A 13,867-nucleotide genomic window follows, 5' to 3' on the forward strand; every position below is an offset into this window, starting at 1 on the left:
CCCAGAGTGGACTTTCACGACACGCCGGAGGAGGCCGCGTTCCGCGCGGAGCTCCGCGCCTGGCTCTCCGAACACTGGGCCGGCCGGCCGCTCGAAGGGGGCCGGGGCGACTTCGACGCGCTGCGGCGCTGGGGCGGCGAGCTCTACAAGGCCGGGTACGTCGGGCTGACCTGGCCCTCGGAGTACGGCGGGCGCGGGCTGTCGCCGACGTACCAGGCGATCTACCTGGAGGAGATGTCGCGGGCCAACGCCCCCGGCCATCCGGGAGTGATCGGCCTCAACATGGCCGGGCCGACGATCATCGCCTGGGGCACTCCGGAACAGAAGAAGCGGTACCTGCGACCGCTGCTGGACGGGTCGGAGATCTGGTGCCAGGGCTTCTCCGAACCCGGCTCCGGCTCCGACCTGGCCTCCGGCCGTACGAGCGCGGTCCTCGACGGCGACCACTGGGTGGTCAACGGGCAGAAGGTCTGGTCCTCCTACGCGCACAAGGCCGACTTCTGCATCCTCGTCGTCCGTACCGACCCGTCGGCGGCCAAGCACGCCGGTCTGTCGTACCTCATCGTGGACATGCACGCTCCGGGCGTGACCGTACGGCCGCTGGTGCAGATCACCGGCGACCCGGAGTTCAACGAGATCTTCTTCGACGACGTACGAGTGCCGCGCTCGTCGATCCTAGGTTCGCCCGGTGACGGGTGGAAGGTCGCGATGACCACGCTGCTGCACGAGCGCGGCACGCTCGGCTTCGCGCTCTCCGCCGAGCTGGAGCGGATGGTGAACCAGCTGATCAAGCTGGTCAAGGAGCCCGGTCCGGACGGCCGCCGTCCCGCCGACGACCCGGTGATCCGTGACGCCGTCGCGCGCGAGTGGATCGAGATGCAGTCGCTGCGCTTCACCAACTACCGGTCGCTGACCACGCTGTTGGAGACGGGCATCCCCGGGCCGGAGGGCTCGGGCGTCAAGCTGGCCTGGAGCGAGGCGAACCAGCGGCTGACCTCGCTCGCCCAGTCGCTGTTCGGGCTGACCGGCCTGGTCTCCGACGAGGCGCCCTGGAACGGCTTCTGGCAGTACTGGCAGCTCCGCTCGCGCGGCAACACGATCGAGGCAGGCACGTCGGAGATCCTCCGCAACATCATCGCCGAGCGCGTCCTCGGCCTGCCGAAGGGACGTTGACCGATGGACTTCGCGTTCTCCGAAGAACAGGAGCAGCTCCGCGGCTTCGCCCGCGAGTTCCTGGCCTCCCGGTACGACGACGCGCGCCTGGCCGAGATCGCCGACTCCTCGACCGGCGTCGACGAGGACGTCTGGCCGAAGCTCGCCTCGATGGGCTGGCTGGACCAGGACCTGACCTTCCTCGACCAGGCCGTGCTGTTCGAGGAGACCGGTCACCGGCCGCTGCCCGCGCCGTACTTCTCGACCGTCGCTCTCGCCGCGCCCGCGTTGGACGCCGACACGGGCAAGCGGATCGCGTCGGGCACGTTGAGGGCGACGCTCGCGTGGGCCGAGCCGGGGCGTCCACAGGCGCTGCTGGACCCGGTCGAGACGTCGGTCGCCGACGGGCGCCTGACCGGCGTCAAGACGCTGGTGCCCGACGGTGCGGTGGCCGACCTGTTCGTCGTCGTCGCGGCCGACGGGCTGTACGCGGTGGAGGCGGCCGACGCAGAGGTGACGCCGCATCCGACCATCGACGGCACGCGGCGGGTGGCGGACGTGCGCTTCTCCTCCGCGCCGGCGCGGGCTCTGGCCTCCGGCGAGGAGGCGCGCGTCCTGCTCGGCCGTATCCGCGACCGCGCCTACGCGGCGCTGGCACTGGAGGGCGTCGGTGTGGCGCAGCGGGCGCTGGACCTGCTCGTCGCCTACGCCAAGGAGCGCGAGCAGTTCGGCAAGCCGATCGGCGTGTACCAGGCGGTGTCGCACAAGGCCTCGAACGTCTACGTGCGGTTGCAGGAGGCGCGGTCGCTCGCCTACTGGGCGGCGTGGTGCGTCTCGGAGGACGACGAGATGGCCCGGCAGGCGTGCCTGGCCGCCAAGGCGCTGGCCGGATCCGCCGCGGTGTTCGCCTGCGAGAACGCCATCCAGGGGCACGGCGGCATCGGCTTCACCTGGGAACACGTGCTGCACCGGTACTACAAGCGCGCGCAGTGGCTGGCGGCGTTCGACGGTTCGGAGCGGGCCCAGCGGGCGGAGGTCGCGGCGTTCCTGCTCGACTGAGTCGTCCACAGGGTTTGTCGCCGGCTGTTGTCATAGCGTGACTTTGCGATAACTTTCCGCAGTCGATGTCCGTCGCTGCGGGAGGTTCTGGTCGTGCTGCGCCGTTGCCTGGGCCGGATGGTGATCGCCGTCGCCGGGGCGAGCCTCGCCTACTTCGCCGCCACGCTCGCCCTCGACCCGCGCGCCTCGCTGGAGAGCCGGAGCCCGAGACCGCCCCGCGCGGCGGTCTCGGCCCGGCTGTCGTCGCTGGGGCTCGACGATCGCGTGCCGCCGGCCCGGCGCTATGCGGCCTGGGCGTCGAGGGTGGCGCGCGGCGACTTCGGCGCGACGCTCGACGGCATGCCGGTGCGCGGCGAGCTGCTCCGGCGGGCGGGGGCCAGCCTGCGTCTCGTCGCGGCGGGCGGCGGGGTGGGCTGGGCCGGAGGAGTGCTGCTGGGCGCCGTGGGGGCGTCCCGTCCGCGGGGCGTGCTCGACCGCCTGATCACCGCAGGCGCGCTGGTGACGATGGCGGTCCCGGCGTTCGCCCTGGCGGTGCTGCTCCAGACGGCCGCCCAGGGCGTGAACGCCTGGACCGGCACGCCGGTCTTCGCGTGGACCGGCGAGTACACCCCCGGCGCCGCGGGGGCGGCCGCCGACCGGCTGCGTCATCTGCTCCTGCCCGCCACCGTGCTCGCGCTCGGCCAGGCCGCGATGTGCGCCCGCTACCAGCGCGGACTGATGCTCGACGCGCTGAGTTCGGACTGGGTCCGCGCGGCGCTGGCCCGGGGCCTGCGCCGGCGCACGGTGTTACGCCGCCACGCCCTGCGCGTGACGCTGGCACCGATGACGACCTTCGCGGCGTACGGCTTCGCCGCCCTGCTGACCGGCACGGCCGTCACGGAGAAGATCTTCGCCTGGCACGGGCTGGGCGAGTGGCTGATCGACTCGATCGCGGCCGACGACGTGAACGCGGTCGCCGCCTGCGGCTGCGCGACGGCGATGACGGTCGCCCTCGTCGGCCTCCTCGCCGACCTGGCCCACCCGGCCCTGGACCCCCGGGCCCGGCCATGACACTCCCGGCCGGATCCTCCGGTGAGAAGCGTGCGCACGGCCGGCGCGGCGATGGAGCCGGGTCCGTCGTGGGCCCGCCGGCACTCGCCCCACAGTGCCGCGAGCGACGAAGCGGTGGCCACGAGGAAGAGGGCGCCTGGTGACCGGGCACGGCGGGGAAATCGAAGGCGTGGCGGTCGCTCCCTCCACCGCCGGCGGGCCGAGGAGTCTCGGCGGGCCTGCCGACGCGGCCGAGGTTCCGGGAGGGCGGACCGTCTCGGGCCGGAGCGGGAGGCACCGGCGGTTCCCGGCCCATCGGAGGGTGCCGGGCCGACGACGGGTCGGCGCTGTTCGGGTGCGGCTGGGCCTCGGTCTGCTCGGTGTGCTGCTGGTCCTCGCGTTCGCCGGGCCGTACCTCACGTCGTGGAGGTGGGACGCCGTGGACCTCACCGCGTTCCGCCGTCCGCCGTCCGCCCGTCACTGGCTGGGGACGACGCAGACCGGCCGGGACATGTACGTTCTGACGCTGCGGGGGCTGCGCGCGTCGCTGGTCACCGGCCTGTTCGTGGCCGTCCCCGCGACCGGGCTGGCGACGGTGACGGGTGCCGTCGCCGGATACTTCGGCGGCTGGGCCGACCGCGGGCTGACGGGCATCGCCGAACTGCTCCTCGTCCTGCCGCCGCTCCTCGTCGTCGCGACGCTGGCCCCGGCGCTCCACGGCGCGGGCCTGCCGGTCCTCGCGCCGCTGCTGGCCGCCTTCATGTGGATGGTCACCGCGCGCGTCGTCCGGGGAATGACCCTCTCCCTGCGCGACCGGGAGTACGTTCTCGCCGCCCGCCTCCTCGGCGTGCGGCCGGTGGCGATCATCCTCCGGCACATCGTCCCCCACCTGGCCCCGCTGCTGATCGTGGACGTGACCCTCAACGTCAGCACGGCCGTCATCGCCGAGACCAGCCTGTCCTACCTCGGCTTCGGGGCCCGACCGCCCGACGTCTCGCTGGGCACGGTCATCGCGGACGGCGCACCGTCGGCCGGGGCCTTCCCCTGGCTGTTCCTGCCTCCGGTGACCGTGCTCGTTCTTCTCGTCTTCGCCGTCACGCTTGTCGGTGATGGGTTGCGTGACGTTCTTCGGAGGCCGGCATGACCGCGGTCTTGGAGGTGTCGGGGTTGGGCGTCACGTTCGCGGGCGGGGTTCGCGCGGTGCGGGGCGTGGCGTTCGGGGTGGCGCCGGGAGAGGTGTTCGCCGTCGTCGGCGAGTCCGGCGCCGGCAAGTCCGCGACCGCCCTGGCCCTCGCCGGTCTGCTGCCCGCGTCCGCGCGAGTCCAGGGCTCGGTACGGCTCCGCGGGCGCGAGCTCCTCGGCCTACCCGAACGCGACCTCGCCGCCGTCCGCGGCAAGGAGATCGCGCTGGTCTTCCAGGACCCCGCCTTCACTCCCGTCCACCGGATCGGCGCGCAGATCGCCGAGGCGGTCCGTGCCCACCGCCGCGTGTCCAGGCGCGCGGCGGCCGCGCGGGCGGTCGGGCTGCTGCGCCTCGCCGGCATCCAGGACGCCGCCGCGGTCGCCCGCGCATACCCGCATCAGCTCTCAGGCGGCCAGAGCCGCCGGGCGATGATCGCCGTGGCGATGGCCGCCGACCCGTACGTGATCGTCGCCGACGAGCCGACCGCCGGTCTCGACCCGCCGGTGCGGGCCCGTGTCCTCGACACCCTCCGGACCGTTCAGCGCCGTACGGGCGCGGCCCTCATCCTCATCACCCACGACCTCGGGCTCGCCGTCGAGCGAGCCGACCGGATCATGGTGATGCGCGCGGGCCGTACGGCCCGGATCGGCCCGGCCGCGACGGCCTTGACCGGCCCTTCCATGCCCCGTGCGGCCCCCGCGCTGCTCCGCTCCGTTCCCCGCCTCGGCCATACGGGCGGCAGGGCGAACGCACCGACCGTCCTCGCGGTTCACGGTTTGGTCAAGGAGTATCCGGCCCGAGGCGTGGCGCGGCGGCGGATGCGTGCCGTCGACGGCGTCGGCTTCGACGTCCGGGCGGGCGAGGCGCTGGGCCTGGTGGGCGAGTCCGGGTGCGGCAAGACGACCACGCTCAAGGAGATCGCCGCCCTCCGTACCGGCGTGGTGTTCGGCCGTGACGCCGCGAGCCTGTCCGCCGCGCAACGCCGCGAACTCCGCCGCGACCTGCAACTGGTCTTCCAGGACCACGCCCTCGATCCGCGCATGACGGCGGGCGCCATCCTCGCCGAACCACTCCGCGCGCACGGCCGCCGCCGGTCGGAGATCGCCGCCCGCGTCCCCGACCTCCTGCACCTCGTCGGGCTCGACCCCGCGCATGCCGCGCGCCGGCCGGACGAACTGTCCGGCGGGCAGCGTCAGCGCGTCGGCATCGCCCGTGCGCTCGCCCTCGACCCGCGGCTCCTGCTGCTCGACGAACCGTTCTCGGCTCTCGACGTCTCCACCCAGGCCGGCGTCGTCGCACTGCTGCGCGGCCTGAAGACCCGCCTGGGCCTGGCCTACGTGATCGCCGCGCACGACCTGGCCGTCCTCCGCCTGCTGGCCGACCGCGTCGCCGTCATGCGCCGCGGACGCATCGTGGAGCTCGGCGACGCCGGCGCGGTGTACGGCACACCCGCCCACCCGTACACCCGGACACTCCTCGACGCCGTCCCGCCTTCGCCTCCACCCCGTGAGCGGCCCGGCCGGGCGGTAGGGGATTCGCGGCCCGGCCGGGCGGTAGAGGGTCCGTGGCCCGGCCGGGCGGTAGGGGATCCGCCACCCGACCCACGCGGCGGCTGCCCGTTCCGCCCCCACTGCCCGGTGTTCCCGGCACTGGCGGCACCGGGCCGCCGCCGATGCGCCGAGCAGGATCCCGCCCTCCGCCATCTCGCCCCCGACCACGCCGTGGCCTGCCACTTCCCCGGCCAAGGAGAACCGCGATGAGACCCCCACCGCTCGCGCTGTCCTTACTGCGCACGTCGTCGCGACGGCTTGGAGCCTCGTCGGATTGGCGGCCGTTTCTGGTGGTCCTCGGCCGGCTCGTGGGTGGCTTCGGGTCGTCGGGGCTGAGGTCCGTGTCGGTCGGGCTGTTCTTGCTGTTCACGTCCGTGTGCATGCCGTGGCGACGGCTTGGAGTCGCGTCGGAACGCCGGCCGTTTCTGGTGGTCCTCGGCCGGCTCGTGGGTGGCTTCGGGTCGTCGGGGCTGAGGTCCGTGTCGGTCGGGCTGTTCTTGCTGTTCACGTCCGTGTGCATGCCGTGGCGACGGCTTGGAGTCGCGTCGGAACGCCGGCCGTTTCTGGTGGTCCTCGGCCGGCTCGTGGGTGGCTTCGGGTCGCCGAGGCGGAGATCCGCGTCGGTCGTGCTGCTCTTGCTGCTCACCACCGCATGTGCGCCGGTGCATGGGCCCGCGAGGCCGCTGTCCCCGATCGGCGCGTACGACATCGCCCCGACGCCGCGTGAACGCGTACGGGACGGGGGCACGCTGCGGCTGGCGACTACGGAGTTTCCCACCCAGTGGAACTACTGGCACCTGGGCGGCGCCGACCTCGACACGGCGCGGATCCTCGGCGCGCTGATGCCCTGGCTGTTCCGCTCCGACCAGCGGGGGAGGGTCGCCGCCGACCCGTCCTACCTGGTGCGCGCGGAGGTCACCCGCAGGAAGCCGAGACAGGTCGTCACCTACGATCTCAACCCGAAGGCCCGCTGGTCCGACGGCACACCACTCGGCTACCGCGATTTCCGTGCGCTGTGGCGCGCCTGCCGCGGCCGCGACGGCGCGTACCAGATCACCACTTCCACCGGGTACGACCGGATTCGGCAGGTCGCCCGCGGGGTGAACGACCGGCAGGTCGTGGTGACGTTCGACCGGCCGTTCGGGGAGTGGCGGAGCCTGTTCAGCCCGCTGTACCCGGCCGAGACGATCGGCGACCCGTCGGCCTGGGACCGTGCGTGGTCAGACCGGCTTCCGGTCACCGCCGGTCCGTTCCGGCCCGAGGGCATCGACCACACCGCCCAGGCCATCACGATCGTCCGTGACACCCGCTGGTGGGGGCCCCGGGCCCGGCTCGACCGCGTCGTCTTCCGGTACCTCGCGCGCGACGCCATGCCGGGGGCGTTCGCGAGCGGTGAGATCGACGCGTTCGACGCGGGCGCGGACGCCGCGGCGTACCGGCGCGCGCGGCAGGTCCCCGGCACGGTCGTCCGCCGGGCGGCCGGCCCGGACTTCAGCCAGCTCACGTTCAACGGCGCGGCCCCCGCCCTGGCCGACGCGAACGTACGCCGGGCCGTGGCGATGGCCATCGACCGCCGCGCGCTCGCCCGATCGGCGCTGGCCGGCCTGGACTGGCCGGTACGCCTCCTGAACGATCACGCCTTCGTCAACACCCAGGAGGGCTACCAGGACAACGCGGGCGACCTCGGCACCTACGATCCGGCGGCTGCCGGACGTCTGCTGGACCAGGCAGGCCGGCGAACGCGCGGCCCGACCCGGCTGACAAACGGCCGCCCGCTGACGCTGCGCTATGTCTACCCGGCGAGCGCGGCGACCGGCCGCCAGAGCGGTGAACTGATCCAGGTCATGCTGGGCCGCGTGGGTGTACGGGTGGAACTGCGGCCGGTGCCCGACAGCGACTTCTTCGACCGCTATCTCATTCCGGGCGCGTACGACCTCGCACCGTTCTCCTGGATCGGCGGCCCGTTCCCCATCTCCAACCTGGGGCCGATCTACGGCAGACCACACGGAAACGATGTCCGGCAGAACGTCGCCCGAATCGGCTCCGCGCCGATCGACACCCTTCTCGACCGGGCCACGGAGGAACTGAACCCGGCGAAAGCCCGCCGATACGCGAACGAAGCCGACCGGCTGATCTGGAATGAGGTGCACTCGGTGACCTTGTACCAACGCCCGCAGATCGTCCCGACGCGCCAGTCCCTGGTGAACTGGGGCGCCTTCGGCCTTTCCACCCCGGCATGGCCGGATGTCGGCTTCCGCCGATGACCGACCCATCGGTCAGAAACGCTGAAACCCCGCCCCGACCTCCGCAGGTCCCCGCCGAAACCGGCACCGACCCCGCCGGACCCGCATTGGCCTTTGGGTTGCCGTCGGACTCGGCGTCGACCCCGCCGGACCTCCGCACCGGCCTTCGCGGGTTGCCGCCGAAACCGGCGTCCAGGCGAGCGTGCGTTTCGCCGGCCGTACGTGTCGTTGGCGGATGACGGTGGGCCGCCGGCGGCTCGCTCCCCCGAGGGACGCCACCGTTACTTTCGGCTGGTCGGCGGGCTCGGCGGGTGAGCTCGGACGGTCACCAGAAACTCGGTGCGCCGTACGGGCCCTTGCCTCCGACGGCGGCTTCCTCGGCCGTGACCTTCGTCGGGGTGTTCTGCAGGGCGTCCTCAGCAGCCTGGACAATGCTGATGAGAGCCCACCGGAGCTGTCTGCGCTGGGTGTCCACGTTGTTCTCGTAGCCCGCGTTCAGCTGTGCTCGTTGAGCCGTCTCGAACGATCTGTTGAGCATTCGTTCAAGATCAATGGCGTCCTTCCTGACGCCATTTACAGCCTGGGCGAGCTTTCCATAGAACGGGTTGTCAAACAAAAGTCCCGCCATCGTCGGCACCCTTCTGCCCACGGTGTTCAGTGCTGCGATGCTAATGGTCGTCGCCGATGGTGAGAAGTCCCATGGACGAGAAACCTGGGGGTAGGTGACCAGTCGTCATGAGCGTGTGACGTGCTCTTTACTTGACCTTCCCCGGCGTTGACCGGATGCGGCCACGAAGCGATCGTGTTTACCTGCGACGAAGCGATCGGCGTGCCGGTCACAAAGGCGGTGTGTCAAAATAGTAAACGGTCGGTCGCGGACCGTGTTCGCGCGTGTCGACGCAATTCCGTTCCGCCTGAACAGCGCAGCGAGATCGTCCTGGAGCCGCCTGTAGCCGGTGCGCCGATCGAGCGTGTTCAGGCCGTACACGCGGTGGTCGTCGGGCAGGGCGGTCGTTCGGGTGGAGCGGTGTCGGGGGAAGGCCTCGCGCGTGGGGACGCTGAGGTGATTCCGGGTCCGGTAATACGTCGGCTGGGCGGCGCTCAGGCGGCATGGTGCCGGCCGGGCGCCGCCCAGCGGGACGGCGGGGTGGAGAAGCCCCTCAGGTGCAGCGATAGAGCCCCTGGGAGTTCTGCTGCTGCGACGACGAGGTCGACGTCCCGCCGTACTCCGATGCCTTCACGGCCTGGCAGTTCTTGGTGACCCAGGAGGTCACGTCCGAGCTGCCGCCGGGCGGGCCGCCTCCGCCCACCATCACGAAGCGCAGTTTCCCGCTCTTCACGTACTGCTGGAGCTTCGACACGGTCATCGCCGGATCGCTACCGGTGAAGCCGCCCATGGCCATGACCGGCTCACCGGTCTTGATGATGATCGACGACGCGCTCATGGCGCTGGACACCGCGAGGAGCCAGGTGGCGCCGCCGCGGTTCTTCTGCAGGTACGAGATGAGCTGAGTGCTCGCCTCGCCGCCCGGGCCGCCTCCGCCGGGGGAGCCGCCGCTCCGTCCCGGGAAGCCTCCGCCTCCGCCGGGGAAGCCGCCCTGTCCGCCGTTGGGCCGGCCCGTACCGCCGCCGGGCGCTTGGCCCGGCATGCCCGGCGCGCCTGAGTTGCCAGAACCACCGGCTCCGCCCGGCGGCATGCCGCCGGGGAACAGGTCCTCCATCGCCCGCCGCGCGCCCGCCGGAATCCGGCCGTTGCCGCCACGCATCCCCGGGCCGCCGAACATCCCGAAGCCGCCCGACGGACCCGCGAGGGGATTCGTGCCGTTGGAGCTGGACGCGGCGGCGGAGACCGCGTACGCCGCTGGGCCGGCCAGGCCCGCGACCATGCCGACGATCGCGGCGACCGCGGCCACCCGGCCCAGCCTCGACCGCAGGCCCGCCTTCACGGAGCCGCCGGTGCGGTCGGACCCGCCCGACGCCGACGAGGTCGTCGGACCCGCCGCGCCAGATGAGGATGCGGGAGCCTCGCTGGATGAGGGCCAGACAGGGGCCGACGCCAACGAGCCGTCCGCGACGGATCCAGCTGTTGTGGCCGGCGTCGACCGGCCGTCTGGGGCGGATCCAGCTGTTGTGGTCGACGTTGACGGGCCGTCTGGGGCGGATCCAGCTGTTGTGGCCGGCGTCGACCGGCCGTCTGGAGCGGATCCAGCTGTCGACGTTGACCGGCCGTTCGGGGCGGAGCCGGGCGTTGTGGCCGACGCGGATGGGCCGTTCAGACCGGGTTCGACCGTCGCCGCTGGACCGTGGGCGGCCGCCGGTCGTGCGGCGGCCGGATCCGTGCCCGGTCGGGCAGCTGCCGGAGAGTGGCGGGGAGCGCGCCGGCCCGGCCCGGAGGCGCCGCCGATGAGAGCCACCACCAAACCTGCGACCGCCAGCACGGTCAGTGTGAGCACCGTCCACGACAGCCAGGGGTTCCAGCTCGGCGTCCGCCGCAGCAGGGCGAACGACCAGCCGCCCGTGACGGCGACGCCCAGCGGCAGCGACCAGCTCCACGCGACCGAGCTCCACCGGCCGTATCCGTCGTGGGCAGAGACGCCCGGTCCGAATGCGCCGCCGGTGCGAGCCGGCTCACCCTGACCGGCCCGACCCCGGACGTCCACCGTCCGGCCGTCGTCGGCCCAGCCATCTTCGGTGCGCCCGGCCCGTACCGCCGGATCGGTGTCCGGTGCACTCGCGGAGGTCCGACGGTGGACGCTCAGTGCCGCGCCGGAAGCGCCTTCGGCCGGCGCCACCTCTGAGGCGTACCCACCCGGCGGCATGCCCGAGCCGTGCCCGGTCGGTGCCGGGTCCGGGGAATTCTCGGTGAGCGCCGCGGTCGAGGCGTCGCCGCGCAGTGCCCCGCTTGAGCCGTCTCCGGTCGGTGCCGTGTCCGGGGAACTCCCGGCGAGTGCCGCGTCTGAGGCGTCGCCACGCGGCGCTGTGCCCGAGCCGTGCCCGGTCGGTGTCGTGTCCGGGGAACTCCCGGTGAGTGCCGCGTCTGAGGCGTCGCCACGCAGTGCCCCGCCCGAGCCGTGCCGGGCCGGTGCCGGGTCCGGGAAACCGAGGCTCAGCGCCGCGTCCGAAACGTTCCCGCCCAGCGTCCCGTCTGAGGCGTCACCGGTGAACGCCGCGTCGTGGCGGCGGCTCGAGGATCGGTACGCCCGTAGTGACAGGGTGCCGCCGATTCCGGTCAGTGCGCCCACGGCCGGGGCGAGGGCGGTCGTGTAGTACGGGTGCATCGTGCCGTCGGAGAAGCTGAAGATGACGAAGTGGACCACCAGCCAGCCGCCCCACAGCACGACGGCGGCCCGCGCGAGGTCCGTGCGCGGGCGCTTCCACAAGGTCACCACGCCCACGACCAGCACGAGGGCCGCGAATGGCAGCAGCCACGAGATCTGGCCGCCGACCGTGTCGTTGAACAGCCGGCCCAGCCCGGACGCGCCCGCGAAGCTCGCGCCCTGGCCCCCACCCGGGCCGCCCCGGCCTCCGCCCGGGCCGCCGCCCTCGTTGCCCGTGACCCGGCCGAGGCCGTTGTAGCCGATCACCAGGTCCCAGACCGTGCCGTCCGTGCTGCCGCCGATGTACGGGCGGGAGGAGGCCGGAATGAGGTCTACCACGACCATCCACCAGAAACTGGATAGCGCGAGGACGACCCCGGACGCCAGGAGGTGCCACACGCGGCGCAGCCGGCCGCCCGGCGCGAACAGCAGGTAGACGAGGGCCAGCGCCGGCAGCAGCAGGTACGCCTGGAGCATCTTGGTGTTGAAGCCGCAGCCCAGGAAGAACGCCGACGCGAGCAGCCAGCGCAGCCGGCCCGACTCGACGGCGCGCTGGCACGCCCACGCCGCGAGCAGCAGCAACAGCACCAGCAGCGTGTCGGGGTTGTTGTCCCGGTTGATCGCGACCGTGATCGGGGTCAGCGCCATCACGAGTGCGGCCACCAGCCCGGCGACCGGGCCGAAGACGCGGCGCACCGTCACATACAGCACGAAGACCCCGGCGACGCCCATGACGACTTCGGGCAGCAGCAGGCTCCAGCTCCCGAACCCGATGACCCGTGCGGTCAGTTCCTGCACCCACAGTGCCATCGGCGGCTTGTCCACGGTGATGAACGACGCGGAGTCCAGCGAGCCGAAGAAGAACGCCTTCCAGCTCTCCGTGCCGCTGCGCACCGCGGCGGAGTAGTACTCGTTGGCGTAGCCCGACAGGCCCCAGCCGTACAGGAGGGCCGCGAGGAGCAGCACGCCCCCGAGCGCCCCCCGGGTCCACCACGGGTCGCCGGAGCGCCGCGCGGGGGCGGGTTCGGCGTCCACCGCGGGGGCGGCGCGGTGTGGCGAAAGGACACTCATCGGGTCTCCTCTTCCAGGTCCGGCGTCCGCCGCGGGTGGAACACCCACGCGCGCAGCAGCGCGAAGCGGATCGCCGCGGCGAACAGGTTCAGGGCCAGCAGCGCGGCCAGTTCGACGAACCGCGACGCGTGCGGCCACGCGGCGTGCACCGCGAACAGCCCGAGGGTGCTCACGCCGAGTCCCACGAGGAACGCGACCCCGCCTTCGAGCTGGTGCCGGACGATCCGCCGGGTGCCGACCACGCCGAAGGTGAACCGCCGGTTCGCGGCCGTGTTGGCGATGGCGGCGAGGAAATAGGAGACCACATTCGCGAGAACGACCGGCATGAGAAGCCGCAAAAGCCCGTACAGGACGAGCTGGGCGATCGTGCTGACCAGCCCGATGACGGCGAAGCTCGGCACCTGCGCCCGCATCCCGGCGGGCAGCCGCCGCGACGGCACCTGCACCCGCAGCGCTCCGGCGAGCCATCGGCGTCCCATGCGCAGCATCCCCCGCAGGTCGTCCAGGGCGGTACGGACGACGTCGACGCGGCTGTCCGGGTCATCGACCCAGTCGACCGGCACCTCGTGGATCCGCAGTCCGTTCCGCTCGGCGAGCAGCAGCAGCTCGGTGTCGAAGAACCACTCCTCGTCCTCCACCGCCGGGAGCAGCGCCCGTACGATCTCCGCCCGGCCCGCCTTGAACCCGCACTGCGCGTCCGAGAACCGGGCCGCGAGCGTCGTGCGGAGCATCAGGTTGTAGATGCGGGAGATCACCTCGCGGCGCGGGCCGCGGACGACCGCCGAGCCGCGCGACAGGCGGCTGCCGATGGCCAGGTCGCTGTGGCCGGACACGAGGGGCGCGATCAGCGGCAGGAACGCGTCGAGGTCCGTGGACAGGTCGACGTCCATGTACGCGACGACGTCGGCCACGCTGGTGCCCCACACGTGACGCAGCGCACGGCCGCGCCCCTTCTGGGGCAGCCGTACGGCCTCGACCTCGGAGAACCGCAGCGCCAGCCGCGACGCGACGTCCCATGTCCGGTCCGTGCTCGCGTTGTCCACGATCGTGATCACGAACCGGTACGGGAACGTCTCGAGCAGGTAGGTGTGGAGGCGTCGCACGCTGGCGGCCAGGATGTGTTCTTCGTTGTAGACCGGGATCGCGATCTCGATGAGAGGACCGCGCGCCTCAAAGACCATGCCGGGCCGCGCCTGCGGCCCGGCCGACAGGGAAATCTCGCTCATGACGACCAAGGTCGTGGGCGAGCGTGGGAGCCGAGTG

The 13,867-nt window shown here is 72.6% G+C and carries 9 protein-coding genes; 6 read left to right on the forward strand and 3 right to left on the reverse strand.

The features are described from left to right. Positions 1-6 precede the first annotated feature (6 nt). From ACQEV1_RS17110 to ACQEV1_RS17135, 6 genes are all read left to right on the forward strand, one after another. Positions 7-1,173 carry an acyl-CoA dehydrogenase family protein gene (locus ACQEV1_RS17110; RefSeq protein WP_433394678.1) on the forward strand — a complete coding sequence of 389 codons (1,167 nt, stop codon included), beginning with the start codon at positions 7-9 and terminating at the stop codon, positions 1,171-1,173. 3 nt (positions 1,174-1,176) lie between these two features. Next, positions 1,177-2,211, forward strand: a complete 1,035-nt coding sequence (locus ACQEV1_RS17115) for an acyl-CoA dehydrogenase family protein (protein ID WP_285617466.1) — start codon at positions 1,177-1,179, stop codon at positions 2,209-2,211. A gap of 93 nt (positions 2,212-2,304) precedes the next feature. Further along, on the forward strand, positions 2,305-3,261 hold the full coding sequence (locus tag ACQEV1_RS17120) for an ABC transporter permease (protein WP_433394679.1): 957 nt from the start codon (positions 2,305-2,307) through the stop codon (positions 3,259-3,261). A 334-nt stretch (positions 3,262-3,595) separates the two neighbouring features. After that, positions 3,596-4,384 carry an ABC transporter permease gene (locus ACQEV1_RS17125; RefSeq protein ID WP_433394680.1) on the forward strand — a complete coding sequence of 263 codons (789 nt, stop codon included), beginning with the start codon at positions 3,596-3,598 and terminating at the stop codon, positions 4,382-4,384. Continuing rightward, a complete protein-coding gene (locus ACQEV1_RS17130) occupies positions 4,381-6,183 on the forward strand; it encodes an oligopeptide/dipeptide ABC transporter ATP-binding protein (RefSeq protein WP_433394681.1) in 1,803 nt (600 codons plus the stop codon). Before ACQEV1_RS17125 ends, ACQEV1_RS17130 begins: the two co-directional genes overlap by 4 nt. Next, positions 6,180-8,237, forward strand: coding sequence for an ABC transporter family substrate-binding protein (locus ACQEV1_RS17135; protein ID WP_433394682.1), 2,058 nt, complete (start codon positions 6,180-6,182; stop codon positions 8,235-8,237). Before ACQEV1_RS17130 ends, ACQEV1_RS17135 begins: the two co-directional genes overlap by 4 nt. A gap of 304 nt (positions 8,238-8,541) precedes the next feature. Here the strand turns inward: ACQEV1_RS17135 and ACQEV1_RS17140 are convergent, their stop codons facing one another. The 3 genes from ACQEV1_RS17140 to ACQEV1_RS17150 form a co-directional block, all read right to left on the reverse strand. After that, positions 8,542-8,844 carry a hypothetical protein gene (locus ACQEV1_RS17140; RefSeq protein WP_433394683.1) on the reverse strand — a complete coding sequence of 101 codons (303 nt, stop codon included), beginning with the start codon at positions 8,842-8,844 and terminating at the stop codon, positions 8,542-8,544. A gap of 532 nt (positions 8,845-9,376) precedes the next feature. Continuing rightward, complete coding sequence (locus ACQEV1_RS17145) at positions 9,377-12,604, reverse strand: glycosyltransferase family 39 protein (protein WP_433394684.1); 3,228 nt, start codon at positions 12,602-12,604, stop codon at positions 9,377-9,379. After that, on the reverse strand, positions 12,601-13,830 hold the full coding sequence (locus ACQEV1_RS17150) for a glycosyltransferase (protein ID WP_285617453.1): 1,230 nt from the start codon (positions 13,828-13,830) through the stop codon (positions 12,601-12,603). The genes ACQEV1_RS17145 and ACQEV1_RS17150 overlap by 4 nt, the downstream gene beginning before the upstream one ends. Positions 13,831-13,867 lie beyond the last annotated feature (37 nt).

It is taken from the genome of Actinoallomurus sp. CA-142502 (assembly GCF_050936355.1).
In the GTDB taxonomy this organism is placed as follows: domain Bacteria; phylum Actinomycetota; class Actinomycetes; order Streptosporangiales; family Streptosporangiaceae; genus Actinoallomurus; species Actinoallomurus iriomotensis.